The organism is Microbacterium algeriense, from assembly GCF_008868005.1.
GTDB lineage: Bacteria > Actinomycetota > Actinomycetes > Actinomycetales > Microbacteriaceae > Microbacterium > Microbacterium algeriense.
Genome location: NZ_WAAO01000001.1, coordinates 692,608 through 706,818, shown reverse-complemented (window position 1 = coordinate 706,818; position 14,211 = coordinate 692,608). Strand labels below are relative to the sequence as shown.

Annotated in this window: 14 protein-coding genes; 6 read left to right on the top strand and 8 right to left on the bottom strand. The window is 71.2% G+C overall.

Annotation, left to right across the window (positions count from 1 at the left end; genetic code table 11):
• Positions 1-8: 8 nt before the first annotated feature.
• The gene (locus F6A08_RS03375; protein WP_124896470.1) at positions 9-746 is read right to left on the bottom strand and encodes a copper homeostasis protein CutC; all 738 of its coding nucleotides are present in this window, start codon (positions 744-746) and stop codon (positions 9-11) included.
• Between the two features lie 124 nt (positions 747-870).
• On the opposite strand from F6A08_RS03375, the gene F6A08_RS03370 reads away from it, so the two are divergent.
• The 3 genes from F6A08_RS03370 to F6A08_RS03360 all read left to right on the top strand — a co-directional run bounded on the left by F6A08_RS03370 (position 871) and on the right by F6A08_RS03360 (position 2,956).
• The gene (locus F6A08_RS03370) at positions 871-1,263 is read left to right on the top strand and encodes a MarR family winged helix-turn-helix transcriptional regulator (RefSeq protein WP_192576673.1); all 393 of its coding nucleotides are present in this window, start codon (positions 871-873) and stop codon (positions 1,261-1,263) included.
• Positions 1,264-1,268: 5 nt separating this feature from the next.
• Positions 1,269-2,606 (top strand): MFS transporter, encoded by a 1,338-nt coding sequence (locus F6A08_RS03365; protein WP_151458615.1) that lies wholly within the window; start codon positions 1,269-1,271, stop codon positions 2,604-2,606.
• Between the two features lie 62 nt (positions 2,607-2,668).
• On the top strand, positions 2,669-2,956 hold the full coding sequence (locus F6A08_RS03360) for a hypothetical protein (RefSeq protein ID WP_017204175.1): 288 nt from the start codon (positions 2,669-2,671) through the stop codon (positions 2,954-2,956).
• Positions 2,957-3,042: 86 nt separating this feature from the next.
• Here F6A08_RS03360 and rocD read toward each other — a convergent pair whose 3' ends face one another.
• The 6 genes from rocD to F6A08_RS03330 form a co-directional block, all read right to left on the bottom strand.
• On the bottom strand, positions 3,043-4,377 hold the full coding sequence (gene rocD / locus F6A08_RS03355; RefSeq protein ID WP_151458614.1) for an ornithine--oxo-acid transaminase: 1,335 nt from the start codon (positions 4,375-4,377) through the stop codon (positions 3,043-3,045).
• On the bottom strand, positions 4,374-5,252 hold the full coding sequence (ddaH, locus tag F6A08_RS03350) for a dimethylargininase (protein ID WP_017204173.1): 879 nt from the start codon (positions 5,250-5,252) through the stop codon (positions 4,374-4,376). The genes rocD and ddaH overlap by 4 nt, the downstream gene beginning before the upstream one ends.
• A gap of 204 nt (positions 5,253-5,456) precedes the next feature.
• Positions 5,457-6,452: an NAD(P)-dependent alcohol dehydrogenase gene (locus F6A08_RS03345; RefSeq protein ID WP_151458613.1), complete on the bottom strand. Its 996-nt coding sequence runs from the start codon at positions 6,450-6,452 to the stop codon at positions 5,457-5,459.
• Complete coding sequence (locus F6A08_RS03340; protein ID WP_124896475.1) at positions 6,449-6,676, bottom strand: helix-turn-helix transcriptional regulator; 228 nt, start codon at positions 6,674-6,676, stop codon at positions 6,449-6,451. The genes F6A08_RS03345 and F6A08_RS03340 overlap by 4 nt, the downstream gene beginning before the upstream one ends.
• Positions 6,676-7,122, bottom strand: a complete 447-nt coding sequence (locus F6A08_RS03335; protein WP_225855716.1) for a hypothetical protein — start codon at positions 7,120-7,122, stop codon at positions 6,676-6,678. The genes F6A08_RS03340 and F6A08_RS03335 overlap by 1 nt, the downstream gene beginning before the upstream one ends.
• A gap of 115 nt (positions 7,123-7,237) precedes the next feature.
• Complete coding sequence (locus tag F6A08_RS03330; protein WP_151458612.1) at positions 7,238-10,888, bottom strand: proline dehydrogenase family protein; 3,651 nt, start codon at positions 10,886-10,888, stop codon at positions 7,238-7,240.
• Positions 10,889-10,977: 89 nt separating this feature from the next.
• On the opposite strand from F6A08_RS03330, the gene F6A08_RS03325 reads away from it, so the two are divergent.
• The 3 genes from F6A08_RS03325 to F6A08_RS03315 are packed head-to-tail and all read left to right on the top strand — an operon-like array spanning position 10,978 to position 12,820.
• Positions 10,978-11,670, top strand: coding sequence for a hypothetical protein (locus tag F6A08_RS03325; protein WP_151458611.1), 693 nt, complete (start codon positions 10,978-10,980; stop codon positions 11,668-11,670).
• Positions 11,667-12,227 (top strand): DUF4352 domain-containing protein, encoded by a 561-nt coding sequence (locus F6A08_RS03320; protein WP_151458610.1) that lies wholly within the window; start codon positions 11,667-11,669, stop codon positions 12,225-12,227. Before F6A08_RS03325 ends, F6A08_RS03320 begins: the two co-directional genes overlap by 4 nt.
• Positions 12,227-12,820, top strand: a complete 594-nt coding sequence (locus tag F6A08_RS03315; protein WP_151458609.1) for a hypothetical protein — start codon at positions 12,227-12,229, stop codon at positions 12,818-12,820. The genes F6A08_RS03320 and F6A08_RS03315 overlap by 1 nt, the downstream gene beginning before the upstream one ends.
• On the opposite strand, the gene F6A08_RS03310 is transcribed toward F6A08_RS03315, so the two are convergent.
• Positions 12,775-14,175, bottom strand: coding sequence for a hypothetical protein (locus tag F6A08_RS03310; protein ID WP_151458608.1), 1,401 nt, complete (start codon positions 14,173-14,175; stop codon positions 12,775-12,777). The two genes, F6A08_RS03315 and F6A08_RS03310, sit on opposite strands and share 46 nt — an antisense overlap.
• Between the last annotated feature and the right edge of the window lie 36 nt (positions 14,176-14,211).

The following is a 14,211-nucleotide window of genomic DNA, read 5'->3' as shown; positions in this document are numbered from 1 at the left end:
GCGGGTGCCTACCGGGCCAGGGCGTCGCGGATCGCGAAGGCGATGTCGCGGTCGGTCACCTCGTAGCCGCCGACCCCGTCGGAGGCCGAGCCCATGCGCACGCCGCCGTCCTCGGTCACGGCGCGCTTGGCGGAGAAGTGGATCGCGTCGACGCCCACGGCCGCGAGCTTCGGGGCGCTGGCGACGTCGACGCCGCTTCCCGCCATGACCTCGATCTCGCCCTCGGCCGCGGCGACGAGCGCGCGGAGCGTGTCGATGCCGTCGATCGCGGCGGACGCGCCGCCCGAGGTGAGCACCCGGCGAAGTCCGAGTTCGCGGGCGCTCTGCAGCGTCGCGACCGGATCGGCCGTCACGTCGATCGCGCGGTGCAGGGTGACGGGCGCGCCGCCCGCGGCATCCCGCAGCCGTGCCATCGCCGACACGTCCAGGCGACCGTCGGCATCCAGCGCACCGATCACGACGCCCGAGGCGCCGCCGGCGATCGCGTGACGCACATCGCGCTCCGCGACGGCGAGCTCGTCGGCGTCGTAGTGGAAGCCACCGGCCCGCGGGCGCACCAGCACGTGCACCTCGGGGCCGTCCGCTCCAGCCGCATCGACCGCGAGCTCGAGCGTGGCCGGCGACGGCGTCAGCCCTCCGAGAGCGAGGGCGGTCGCGAGTTCGACGCGCGCAGCGCCGACCTCTCGGGCGATGCGCACTCCGGCGGGGTCCTGGACGGCGATTTCAAGCGCGAGCGTTCGGGTCACCCCTCCATTGTGCCGCGTGCGGAGGCACTCCCCTGCCCTGTCGGTCACGGCGGAGATTAGATAGGCTATCTAAGTAATGTCTGCGTCCGATGAATCCCTCCACCTCACCGCCACAGACCTGCGCATGGCCACTTTCCGCCTGGCCCGGCGCCTCCGCTGCGCTCGCGCCGCCGACTCCATGAGCGATGCGCAGCTCGCGGTGCTCGCCGACCTGCGCATGAACGGTCGACGCACCATCTCCGCCCTCGCGGAGCGCGAGCGGGTGACGGCGCCCTCGATGACCAGCACGGTCAACGGGCTCGAGGAGCAGGGCTTCGTCGCGCGCACGCCGGATGAGGACGACCGCCGCCGCGTGCAGGTCGAGATCACCGATGCGGGAGCCGCGATCGTCGTCGAGACGATCCGCCGGCGCGACGAACTGCTGGCCGACATGCTGCGCGAGGTCGACTACACGGAGGCGGAGCTGACGACCCTCCGCGAAGCCAGCGCGCTGATGCGAAGGGCGGTCGAGCGATGAGCGCCATGTTCCGTTCTTTCGCGAACATCAACTACCGGATCTGGTTCGCCGGCGCCCTGATCTCGAACGTCGGCGGGTGGATGCAGGCGACCGCCCAGGACTGGGTGGTGCTCACCGAGCTGACCGACAACGACGCCACCGCCATGGGCGTCACCATGGCGCTGCAGTTCGGGCCTCCGCTCGTGCTGGTGAGCCTCACCGGATGGGTGGCCGACCGCTTCGACCGGCGGCACATCCTGTTCGCGACCCAGTCGGCGCTGCTCGCGCTGGCCATCGCGGTGGGCGTGCTCCTGCTCAACGATCTGATGACCCTGCCGATGATGTTCGGCTTCGCGCTCGGCTTCGGCATCGTGAACGCCTTCGACGCCCCTGCGCGGCAGGCGTTCGTCTCCGACATGGTCTCGGCGGGCGACACCTCGAACGCCGTGGCCCTCAACTCGGCCTCGTTCAACCTGGCCCGCATGGTGGGCCCGGCCGTCGGCGGACTCCTGATCGTCGCGATCGGCTCCGGCTGGGTGTTCATCGTGAACGCGGCGACGTTCCTCGCGATGCTGCTCGCCCTGATGCTGATGCGACGCAGCCTGCTCGCCCCGCGGCTGAAGAGCAGGAACCGCGGAGGTCTGGCCGCCGGGTTCCGCTACGTGTGGGGACGCAGCGACCTCAAGGTCGTGTTCGTCACGGTGTTCCTGATCGGCGCTTTCGGCATGAACTTCCCGATCTTCGCCTCGACCATGGCGCTGGAGTTCGGGGCGGGCGCCGACGGCTACGGTGTGCTCAGCTCGGTGCTCGCCATCGGCTCGCTGATCGGCGCCCTGCTCGCCGCTCGCCGCGACCGGGCGCGGGTGCGTGTCGTGATCCTCGCGGCCGGAGGATTCGGGATCGCCGCTTTCGTCTCGTCCGCGATGCCGAGCTACGCCTCCTACGCCGTCACCCTCACCTTCACGGGCTTCATGATCGTGACGCTCCTCACCACGGCGAACGGCTACGTGCAGATCACGACCGATCCGGCCCTGCGCGGCCGCGTGCTCGCGCTGTACATGGCCGTCATCATGGGCTCGACGCCGGTGGGCGCGCCCATCGCCGGCTGGGTCGCCGACACGTTCGGTCCTCGTGCCGCCATCATGCTCGGCGGCACGGCCGGTTTCATCGCCTGCGCGATCGGCGTGATCTGGGTGGCGACCTCGGGGCGCCTGCGTCGCGACGACAACCGCCGCTTCCTGCTGACCCTCGACGAGACGCGACCGCTGAGCGTCATCGATCGCCCCGATCCGATCGAGTTCAGCGACGAGGCGGCCGTGACGACCCCGATCCGCACGCCGAGAAGACCCGATCTCGAAGCCTGAGCCTCCCGGCGGATTTTGTCAACGCCCTCCACGGGGTCGATCCGCGCTCCTACGGTGGGGGCATGGACGAGAACATGGAGAGCACACCCCACCCGCAGGACCCCGCCGAGGGCGCCCCGGGCGTCGGCGTTCCCGATGAGGACTCCGGCCAGGGCGACGGCACCGGCGGCGCGATCCAGGGCGACGCGTCCCGCGGCGAGTCGACCGGCGGCGCCATCCAGGGCGACGCTGGACAGGGCCACCGCTCCGCGCTCGGCGGAGACGAGGGCACCGAAGACGAGCTCGACGCCGACAACGCCGCCGAAGAAGACACGCTGAAGACCCTCGATCCCGACTCGCCGCCTGCCTGAGACGGCTCCTTTGGCTGACTCACCCCCTTGCGGGCGACCCCTGAGGGGGCGGTTCGCGCGCGAGGGGGTGGGTCGGCCGAGGGAGATCAGGCGAGCACGAGCTTGAGCTGCTCCACCGCCCAGTCGAGTTCGGTCGCGCGGATCACCAGCGGCGGCGCGATGCGGATCGTCTGGCCATGCGTGTCCTTGACGAGGACGCCGCGGTCGAGGAGCTTCTGCGCGATCTGGCGTCCGGTCCCCTTCGCAGGGTCGATGTCGACGCCGGCCCACAGCCCCGCGATGCGGACAGCCGCGACGCCGTTCCCGAGGAGCGGCTGCAGCGCGGCGTCGAGGTGGGCGCCCAGTGCGCGCGCCCGCTCCTGGAACTCGCCGGTCTGCATCATCTCGACCACGCGCAGCCCGACCGCCGCGGCCAGCGGGTTGCCGCCGAACGTCGAGCCGTGCTCACCCGGGCGGATCACACCGAGGACATCGGTGTTCCCGACCACCGCGGAGACGGGCAGGATGCCGCCGCCGAGCGCCTTGCCCAGCAGGTACAGGTCGGGCACGACGCCCTCCCTGTCGCACGCGAACGTCTCGCCCACGCGGCCCAGTCCGGCCTGGATCTCGTCCGCGATGAACAGGACGTTCTTCTCGTCGCAGATCTCCCGGATCCGGCGCAGGTACCCCTCGGGCGGGATCACGACCCCGGCCTCGCCCTGGATCGGCTCCACGAGCACGGCGGCCGTGTCGTCGGTGATCGCCGCCGCGATGGCTTCCGCGTCTCCGTACGGCACGACGTCGAAGCCGGGTGTGTAGGGGCCGAAGTCGTCGCGTGCCTGCTCGTCGTCGCTGAAGCTGACGATCGTGGTCGTGCGTCCGTGGAAGTTGCCTGCCGCGACGATGATGCGCGCCTTGCCCTGGGCGATGCCCTTGACCCGGTACCCCCAGGCACGGGCGACCTTGATGCCGGTCTCGACGGCCTCGGCACCGGTGTTCATCGGCAGCACGAGGTCTTTGCCGGCGAGGTCGGCCAGTGCGGCCGCGAACGGCTCGAGGCGGTCGCTCTGGAACGCGCGGCTGACGAGCGTGACCCGGCCGAGCTGCTCGGTGGCCGCGGCGACGAGCGCGGGATGCCGGTGGCCGAAGTTCACGGCGGAGTACGCCGCCAGCAGGTCGAGGTAGCGCTTGCCCTCCACGTCGGTCACCCATGCGCCTTCGGCCCGCGCGATCATGACCGGCAGCGGGTGGTAGTTGTGCGCGACGTGCGCTTCCGCCCGGTTCGCGGCCCCGCCACCCTGGGTCGCTGAGCCGCCCCCCTGGGTCGCTGAGCCGCCCCCCTGGGTCGCTGAGCCGCCCCCCTGGGTCGCTGAGCCGCCCCCCTGGGTCGCTGAGCTCGTCGAAGCGCCCTCGATGGGTCCCTGAGCCTGTCGAAGGGTCACTTCGCACCCCGCAGTTCGAGCGTGCAGCACTTGATCCCGCCGCCGCCGAGGAGCAGCTCCGAGAGGTCGACCGTGATGGGGTTGTAGCCGCGCTCGCGCAGCTGCTTCTCGAAGCCCTTGGCCCGCGGCGAGATGATCACGTTGTAGCCGTCGCTCGACGAGTTGAGGCCGAACACCGCGCCGTCCTCGTCGGACACGAGGATCGCGTCCGGGAACCGCTTCTCCAGCTCGGCACGGCTGGCGTCGTCGAAGGCTCCGGGGAGGTAGGCGATGTTCGCCCGCTCCGGTCCGCCGTTCTCCAGGCCCTGCACGGGGTCGAGCACGGCGATCGCGGTGTCGAGGTGGTAGAAGCGCGGGTCGGTGAGGTTGAGCGACACGACCTCGCGACCGAAGACCTCACCCACTTCGCGGTGGCTGTCGCCGGTGGAGCGGAACCCGGTGCCGGCGAGGATCACGTCGCCCACGAGCAGGAAGTCGCCCTCGCCCTCGTTGACCTCCTTCGGCATGACGGTGTCGTAGCCGGCGGCGCGGAACCAGTCGGCGAAGGCGGGGGCTTCGCCCTGTCGCTCCACGAACCGGAACTCGGGCACGTAGGCGCGGCCGTCGATGAGGAAGCCGCCGTTGGCCGTGTAGACCATGTCGGGGTAGCCGGGCAGCGGTTCGATGAGCTCGACCTCGTGTCCGAGCTCGACGTACAGGTCGTACAGCTTCTGCCACTGCGCCACCGCGTTGGCGGTGTCCGTGGGCCGCGAGGGCTCCATCCACGGGTTGATCGAGTAGTTCACCGTGAAGTGCTCCGGACGGCACATCAGGTAGTGGCGGCGGTGCGCGGTGCGGGCGGGTGCGGCGGAGACGGCGGCTTCAGGCGTCGACATGGATGCTCCTCGGATGAACGGGCGAGGCGGACGCTGTCCAGGGGCCCGGCGGTCCTTCGACCCGCTGCTCCGTCGGAGGCGGGGAAGATGCGACTCGGGCACGCCGCATCCATTGTGCCATCCACCCCTCGCTCCCGCCAGCACCCGCCTCGCCCCGCGCTCCCCCTGCTCCCGCCGGAGCAGAGGTACGCGCCCGGGGCCGCATCAGGGGGCGTTGACCACGACCTTGCCGACCGTGTGGCCGGCCTCGAGCTGGGCGAGAGCGGCGGATGCTTCGGCGAAGGGGTATGCGCGATCGATCACGGGCACCACACGACCGTCGGCGACGAGCTCCAGGAGCTTCGCGAGGACCTCCGGACGCGGCTTCGCGGCCAGCGGGCGGATGCGCCGCGATCCGAGAGACAGCACCGCGGCGCGCAGCATCCGGGGAACCGGGCCCAGCACCCGACCGCCGTCGCCGGTCACCAGCACCACGTGCCCGCTGGGAACGACCAGCCGCTGCAGCTCCCGCAGCGGCATCCCGCCGGCGACGTCGATGACCGCGTCGAAGCGCTCCGAGGGGAGGTCGCTCAGCGGCGATTCCCGATGGTCGAAGGTGCGCACGGCGCCGAGACGCTCGAGCAGCGGCGCGTTGCGGGAGCCGCAGCTCGCCCAGACCTCGGCGCCGCGGAGCGCGGCGAGCTGCACCGTGAACGTTCCGACACCTCCGGACGCACCGATCACCAGCACCCGCGACACCGTCCCCGGCGCCAGGCCGACGCCCGCGAGATCGAGCGCCTGCCACGCGGTCCCTCCGGCGATGGGCAGGCACGCGGCCGCTTCGGGCGAGACGTCGGGCGGGATCGGCACGAGCCGCGACGCGGGCACACGGACGTATTCGGCGAGTCCGCCTCCGCCCACCAGCTCGCCCACGACGTCCTCCCCGATCTCGGCGCCGACGACGTCGGGGCCGACCGCGACCACCGTGCCGGAGACCTCCATCCCGCGGACCGGGTGCTTCGGACGGGTCAGGCCGAAGACCGGGCGCACGAGGAGCGGATCGCCGAGCATCAGCCGCACATCCCCCGCGTTGAGGGCCGTGGCCCGCACGCGCAGCAGCACCTCGCCCCGTCGGGGCACCGGAACCGCGATGTGCTCGAGCGTCATGCCGACGGCGGGACCGTAGCTCTCGCGTCGCCATGCGGACATCGTGCGGCTCATGATGCGTCCTCCGCGTCGGGGTAGGCGAAGACCTCGTCGAGGCCGACACCGAACGCGCGGGCGATCTGGAAGGCGAGTTCGAGGGTCGGCGAGTACTTCTCCTGCTCGATCGCGATGAGCGTCTGCCGGGTCACGCCGATGGTGCGGGCGAGCTCGGCCTGCGTGAGCCCGGCACGCTCGCGATGGAGACGGATGCTGTTCGACACACGGGTGGGCTTGACCATCAGACGAGTCCTCGCCGGTAGGCGGTCACGCGGGCGATGCCGCCGACGACCGCCGCGATGGCGAACCCCGCGAACATGGTGTTCGCGATCCAGAACACGTCAGCCCCGACCGCGCAGAGCACGATCACTCCGAGACCCGCGATCACGACGAACGCCTGCTCGACGCGGGATCCCATCCGGCTGATGTCCCGGTCGCGGATGTCCGAGCGCCCGACGCCGTCCGGGTCCTTCACACCCGCGATCATGCCCCAGACGATGCCGAGGACGATCGTGCCGACGATGCCCCCGCCGATCACCCACAGCATGAGCGGGAACCAGTCCACGTCGGTGAGCGGCCCTCCGGCAGCCTGCTGCAGCACCAGCGTGACGTACACGACCATCACGATCGGGCTGACGATGAGACCCGCCCACGCGTTGCGCTCTTCGTAGACCATGACGCCCTCCATGTAAAGAATTATTGACACACTCACGCTACGCCCGGGTCCATCCCGTGTCAAGAATTCTTTACACCACGCTCCATCCCGGTTGCAGAGCCGCGGGCGAGCGCGGCCGCGGGCGGAGTCAGATGACCTCGGCGCTCCAGGGGTCGAGGTTGCCGTAGCGGTGCGCGGTGATGGTGATCGACTGCTCGTGCACGAAGGGCAGCAGCTCGATCCGAGCAGCCGCGGTCACCTCGCCGTCGTACACCGCGAGGTCGGGGTCTCCCCCGGAGGCCGTCGCGAGCGCGGTGTGCAGCGTCGCGACCTGCGTCCGGCCACCGATCAGGCGCACTCGATCGGGGCGCGGTCGTGCCGCGGGGTCGCTGTCGTGTCCCTCGCGCAGCACCCGCTGCATCCACTCGTCGTCGCTCTCGAGGAACACCGGAGCGTCGAGGTCGCCGAGGGCACGGCGCACCTCGGCCGGCAGCCCGACCGGCGTCGACAGGATGAAGTCCGCGCCGGAGCGGACACCGGCGATGACGACGCGCAGCAGGTCCTGCAGCGCCGCATCGCCTGTCGCCCGGATCTCGACCGGCACGGGACGGTAGCGGAAGAGGTTGCGCTCGACGCCGAGGTGCGAGACGTCGCGCACCTGCCCGAACTCGCGGTCCCAGGCCAGGGCGTCGGACAGCGCGGAGCGGCGCAGCCACTCGAACGACTCGTATTCGAGCGAGGATTGGGCGGCTTCGATGAGTGCCGTGATCCGGGAATCGAGGCCTCGCAGGTGAAGGGTGCTCGACGCGGGGCCGCCCTGCTGGGAGCGCCACGATCCGAGACCGATGAGGTAGTTCGGGCCTCCGGCCTTCGCTCCCGGTCCGACCGATGACCGCTTCCAGCCGCCGAACGGCTGCCGCTGCACGATCGCGCCGGTGATGCCGCGGTTCACGTAGAGGTTGCCCGCCTGCACCCGGTCGAGCCAGAACGCGAGGTCGTCGGGATCCTGGGTGTGCAGGCCCGCGGTGAGGCCGTAGGCCACGGCGTTCTGCATCTCGACCGCCCTGGCGAGCGTCGGGGCGTGCATCACCCCGAGCACAGGGCCGAAGAACTCCTCGGTGTGGAAGCGGGATCCGGGCTGCACGCCCACCCGGACGCCGGGGCGCCACAGCCGCCCGCTGCCGTCGTCGTCCGGGGAGAGAACCGGGCGGATGAGCCATTGCTCATCGCCCTCGAGTTCGTTCAGGGCCCAGGCGAGCTTGCCCTGGGGCTTCTCGATCACCGGGCCGACCTCGGACAGCGGGTCCGTCGGCTGTCCGACGTGCAGCGATCGCACGGCGTCTGCGAGCTGTCGCGCGAACCGGGTGGAGCGCCCGACCGGTCCGACGAGGATCGCGAGGGACGCCGCGGAGCATTTCTGACCCGCGTGGCCGAAGGCGCTCTTGACGAGGTCGGCGACCGCGAGGTCGAGGTCGGCGGAGGGGGTGACGACGATCGCGTTCTTGCCACTCGTCTCGGCGAGCAGCGGCAGGTCGGGGCGCCAGGAGCGGAACAGGGCGGCGGTGTCCCACGCGCCGGTCAGGATCACCCGGTCCACCGCGTCGTGCGTGATGAGCTCGCGGCCGAGTTCGCCTTCCTCGATGTCGACGAGCGCCAGCAGATCGCGCGGGATGCCCGCCTGCCACAGGATCTCGGCGATCACGGCGGCGCAGCGTCGCGCCTGCGGTGCCGGTTTGAAGACGACGCCGGAGCCGGCGGCCAGGGCAGCGAGCACTCCGCCCGCAGGGATCGCGAGGGGGAAGTTCCACGGCGGTGTGACCACCGTGACCGACGAGGGCACGAACACCGCGCCGCCGATCGCGTCGAGCTCCCGTGCCTTGGCCGCGTAGTACCGGGCGAAGTCGACGGCCTCGCTCACCTCGACGTCGGCCTCCGCGAAGACCTTCCCGGTCTCGGACGCTGCGACCTCGATGAGATCGCCCCGGCGCGACTCCAGCGCGGCGGCACAGCGCAGCAGCACCTCGGCGCGCTCGGTGGCCGGACGGCCTCCCCACGCGGGCGCGGCACGGCGGACCCCCTGGATCGCCTGTTCGAGAGCCTCGGCATCGGCGATCCGCGCGAGCGCGATGGTGTCGGCGCCCAGAGAAGAGAAGCTGATGCGTTCGCGCACCTCCCGCGCCCAATCCCGGTTCGCCGGGAGCGCCGGGTCGCTGTCCGCGGTGTTGAAGAATCCGGGCGCACCGCCGGCGTCCTGCTCCATCTCGCGCGCCGAGTACACCGCGGTCTCGAGGAAGGCCTCCCGGTCGCCGTCACCGGATCCGCGGGAGATGCCGAGCACCGCTTTCGTCAGATCGGTCTCCGGCAGCGGGGCGAGGGGCGCGGGCCGCACCGACTCGTGCACGGGGGCGAGGCGATCCTGCGTGCGGCGGGGACCGACGAAGAGGGTGTCGTCGCCGGAACGATCGAGCGCGTCGAGGAACCGGTCCCGCTCCCGGGCGAACAGGGTCTCGTCCTCTCCGAGTCGGAACGCGGCGGAGAGGAAGTTCTCGGGGGAGGCGTTCTCCTCCAGCCGCCGCACGAGGTAGCTGATGGCCACATCGAACTCCGCGGGCTCCACCACCGGCACGTACAGCAGCACGGGGCCGACTTCGCGGGCGACCGCCTGCACCTGTCCCTGCGCCATGCCGAGGAGCATCTCGAACTCGACGGCATCCCGCACCCCGCGCTCGCCCGCGAGCAGCCAGGCGTAGGCGATGCCGAAGAGGTTGTGTCCCGCGACCCCGAGCTTGACGGCGGCGGTGTGCTCGGGGCGCAGCGCCCAGTCCAGGCAGCGCAGGTAGTTCGCGTCGGTGTCGACTTTGGAGTCGTAGGTCGCGGGCGTCCAGCCGTGCATCGTCGCCTCGACGTGCTCCATCGCCAGGTTCGCCCCCTTGACCAGGCGCACCTTGATGCGCGCACCCCCGTGCGCGACGCGATCGCCCGCCCACGCGGTGAGCTCCTGCAGGGCCGGCAGCGCGTCGGGCAGGTAGGCCTGCAGCACGATGCCCGCTTCGAGCGCCTGCAGCCGCGGGTCTTCCAGGATGCGCGTGAACACGGCGATCGTGAGGTCGAGGTCGCGGTACTCCTCCATGTCCAGGTTGATGAAGGTGCCGTCGGCGGCCGCGGTGATGTACAGCGGCAGCAGTCGTTCGACGACCTGGTCCACGATCTCGTCGAAGGCCCACATCGACAGGTGGCTGATGATGGCGGAGACCTTGACCGAGACGTAGTCGACGTCGGGCCGCTGGATGAGCGTGTGGATGCCGTCGAGCCGTCGCCGCGCCTCGGCCTCTCCCAGCACGGCCTCTCCGAGCAGGTTGAGATTCAGTCGCGAACCCGTGGCGCGGATCCGCTCGATCGCGGCACCCAGCTTCGCGGGCCGGGCATCGACGACGAGGTGCCCGACCATCTCGCGCAGCACCCGCCGCGCGATGGGCACCACCGGTGACGGGAGGACGGGGGCGACCTCTCCCCCGAGCCGCACGACCGACCGCAGGTACCAGGGGAGGAACTCCGGCACGATCGGGGCGATCCGGTGCAGCTGCGAGGCGGCGGCGGTCAGGCTCTCCGGCCGCATCACCCCGTCGATGAAGCCGAGCGTGAACGGCAGGCCGTTCGCATCCTGCAGCACACCGGCCAGACGGGCCGCCGCCGGGTCGGGATCGACCGCCGCGGCCTCGATCGCCCACCGCCGCGCGAGCTCGACGGCGCGGTCTGCGAGAGGAGCGGATGCCTCGGCATCCGGCGGGAGGTCGGCCATGACTTTCAGCCTAGATCCGCTTCCGGCGATTCCGGGGAATGCGCGGGCGGGCCGCCTCCCGCCTCCACCTGCGGTCCTATGCTGTTGCCGTGACCACGACACCGCCCGAGGGCTCCCGGCCGGGATCCGACGCGGACGTCGCCGCCGCGAATGCGGGCGCCAGGGCGAAGGTTCTCGGGTGGGCACGGCGGAGCATCGATCTGATCCCGACCTCCTGGCTTCTCACGGGTGCGGGTGCCGTGCTGCTGGCCGGCACCGCCCTGTTCGGCGGTCTCGAAGCCGCCGCGGTGGATCCGACGCCGGAAGCGTCGGTCGGCGAGACCTTCGCCGGGTCCGACCTCGAGATGACGGTGGTGGGCGTCGAGCTGCGTGACGAGCGCGGGATGGCGGGCCTGTACCCCGACGAGGAGGAGCAGGAGCGGCTGCTGGTCGTGACCGTCGACGTGGTCAACACCTTCCCGGCACCCCGATCGTCGGTCTCCGGCAACAAGACATCCGCCGTGGTCGACGGCATCCGGATCGACGGGCTCGAGGAGAAGGCCGCGGTGTCGCGTGCCGACGACGGAACTTCCTCCCCCGTGCTGCAGCCGGATGTTCCCGCCCGCCTGCTGCTGGCGTGGATCGTCGGTCCGGAGGACTTCCACGACGGCGAGGAGATCTCGCTGACCCTCCCAGACTCCACGCACTATGTCGGCAAGTCCGTGGTGCGGGGGGACTTCTGGGACGACGTCCGTGTCGGCGCGACGCTGACGACGACGATCGAGGAGGTGGCCGCCCCGTGAGGAAGCACGTGCTCGTCTGGGCGGCGACGGCCGCACTGCTCGCCTGCGCCTGGGGCGTATCGAAGCTCACGCCGTCCGACGACGCGGCGAGCGCCCCGTTCCCGGAGATCGCGAGCATCGACGAGCCGGCGAGCACCCGCAACCTCACCGTCACCGTCACCGATGTCCGGCTGGCCGACCGAGTGACCGACGCGAAGGACTGGTCCGCCGACGGCACCTGGCTCGTCGTCGACCTGGCGGCGGCGTCGCGGGTCACCCAGGACCTGAGCACCCTCCGGCTGGCCGAGCTCACCGTCGGCGACCGCACCTTCAGCGCGACCGACCGCGGCACCACGTTCTTCAAGCAGGCCCTCGTCACGGGCGTCCCGCGGTCCGGAAGCCTCGCCTTCGAACTCCCCGACGACGTGACGGATGATCAGGCGGTGCTCCGGCTCGGCATTCCCGGGGGCGGGTCGGCCGACGTGCAGCTGGACGGTGTGATCGACCTGCCGCTGGACCTCGCCGAGCTCACGACCGAGCCCGAGGTGCTCCTGGCCGAGAACGGATGGGCGCGCTGATGACGATCCCTCCTCCCCTGCATCCCGGAGCCGCCCCCGCCGACGAGGCTCCCGCCGTTTCGAAGCCGCCCTCGTGGTGGCGCCGGAACCGCGTGGCGCTCGTGGCGCTGCTCGTGCTCGCTCCGCTCACCGCCGCGGCGGTCGGATGGCAGGAGTGGTACCAGTTCTTCGGCTTCGGGGGGCGACCGGTCACGGCCGTCTCCGTCGCCCCGGACGACACCGCCGAACTCGCCGGGGCGGAGTGGGGGCCGCTCCGGGGCGGTGAGATCGACGACGTCTCGGGGCTGGACGTACCCGAGGACACACGCCTGATCGCCGTCGCGGTGCCGGTGGATCCGAGCGTCGAGGGCATCGGCTGCGAGACGCCGAAGCTCGTGGAGCAGGCGACCGGGCGGGAGTGGCGGCCGGTGCGTCTGGAGATCGGACTGCCCTGGAGCGCCGACGAACCCGAGACGTGCCTCAGCGAAGGCGCGGATCCGTACGAGCTGATCGTCCCGTTCGTCGTCCCCGAGGATGCGACGGGGCCCTTCTGGGTCGATGTGCGCCCCTACGGCGCTGGCGCGTCGTTCCTGAGGTTCACGCTCGACCCCTGACCGCCGACCGCATCGCGGGGCGGCGCGGAGACGACCGAGGCGGCCACGGCGTCGACGGATGACGGGAGGAGTCCGGCCGCATCCGCCACGGCGCGCATCTCGGACTCGGCCGTGGACTCGGTCGGCGAGGCCGGATGCTCCTGCTGGCGGCGACGGAGCCTGCCGAGCGTGGCATCGTACGCGCCGCTGATCACGGCGATCCGGATCGGCTCGACGAGCAGCACCGGGATGAGGGACACCAGCGGCGCCAGCACCGCCCAGAACACGTAGTCCTGGGGGCCGATCAGTCGCGTGACGCCGAACCCCAGCAGCGATTCGAGCGCCTTCACCACGACGTAGAGCAGGGCGTAGGAGGCGACGAGCAGCGGCCCCGCCCGCCACATCAGCAGCAGGGCGCGGCCGATCGGACGGAAGCGCGCTCCCAGCTCGTCACCGAGGTCCCGCAACCGGCGCACGAGCCGGTTGGGGATGACGGCGGTGTGCTGCCGGAAGCGGGAGACGAGCTCGCTCTCGACGCGGAGCTTCTCGGCGACGATCGCTTGACCGAAGACCACTCCGGCGATCGTGAGCCAGGCCAGCGGTGCGAGAAGCACGGGCCCGGCCTCGGAGATGACCCAGCCGATCCCGTCCCACAGCCAGCGCAGCGGTGCCACCGCATCCAGGACGCCTTCTCGGACGGACTCCAGGAAGGCCATCGCGGCACGGCTGTCGACCCACGCCTTGATCGCGTCGAAGATGTCGCCGAGGACCATCACCGAGAAGAAGACCCACACGACCTCGAAGTACACCGCCACGGGAGACAGCCAGGCCGCGAGCTTCGGAGACCACTTCGACCACGCCCACCGCCCGGCGAACGCGATCACGATGATCGAGAGGGTCCAGACGTTGATCGGCAGGTTCAGCACCGTGTCCTCGGAGCCCACGGGAGGCTCGCCGTTGACGCTCGCCGTCAGGACGATGCCCTGGCGCACCTCGAGCGCGCGCAGGGAGTACGCGCGGATGTCCTCGCTCAGCAGGCCCTGCGCCCAGTACACGGCGAAGAACGGCAGGATGCCCGCGAGCAGCGCCGTCAGGAAGGTGCGACGCCGCTCCGCGGACGATTCCGGCAGCGGAGCGATCTCCTGCAGATTGCGCAGACCGTCGCGCAGGACCAGGAACATCGCCACGAGACTGATCAGCCGCGCGAGGATGCCGATCGGCAGGACGAGGAACCCGAGCGTCGCGGATGAGGCGCCCACGAACCCGGCGACCTCGGTGAAGACGTAATGCACCAGCACTCCGGCGAGGTACCACGCCATGAGCGCGGGCCAGTGTCGCCACAGCACGCGCCCGGTGGTCCTCAGGATGGCCAGCACACGGTCAATATATCGCCCACCCCGCTCTCCTGCAGC

What these genes read in the sequence shown, in the direction of transcription:
- F6A08_RS03345 (WP_151458613.1), bottom strand. Translation starts at nt 6,452, where the DNA reads ATGAGCCGCACGATGTCCGCATGGCGACGCGAGAGCTACGGTCCCGCC.
- F6A08_RS03315 (WP_151458609.1), top strand. Translation starts at nt 12,227, where the DNA reads ATGACGATCCCTCCTCCCCTGCATCCCGGAGCCGCCCCCGCCGACGAG.
- F6A08_RS03365 (WP_151458615.1), top strand. Translation starts at nt 1,269, where the DNA reads ATGTTCCGTTCTTTCGCGAACATCAACTACCGGATCTGGTTCGCCGGC.
- F6A08_RS03340 (WP_124896475.1), bottom strand. Translation starts at nt 6,676, where the DNA reads ATGGTCAAGCCCACCCGTGTGTCGAACAGCATCCGTCTCCATCGCGAG.
- ddaH (WP_017204173.1), bottom strand. Translation starts at nt 5,252, where the DNA reads ATGTCGACGCCTGAAGCCGCCGTCTCCGCCGCACCCGCCCGCACCGCG.
- F6A08_RS03335 (WP_225855716.1), bottom strand. Translation starts at nt 7,122, where the DNA reads ATGGAGGGCGTCATGGTCTACGAAGAGCGCAACGCGTGGGCGGGTCTC.
- F6A08_RS03330 (WP_151458612.1), bottom strand. Translation starts at nt 10,888, where the DNA reads ATGGCCGACCTCCCGCCGGATGCCGAGGCATCCGCTCCTCTCGCAGAC.
- F6A08_RS03370 (WP_192576673.1), top strand. Translation starts at nt 871, where the DNA reads ATGGCCACTTTCCGCCTGGCCCGGCGCCTCCGCTGCGCTCGCGCCGCC.
- F6A08_RS03360 (WP_017204175.1), top strand. Translation starts at nt 2,669, where the DNA reads ATGGACGAGAACATGGAGAGCACACCCCACCCGCAGGACCCCGCCGAG.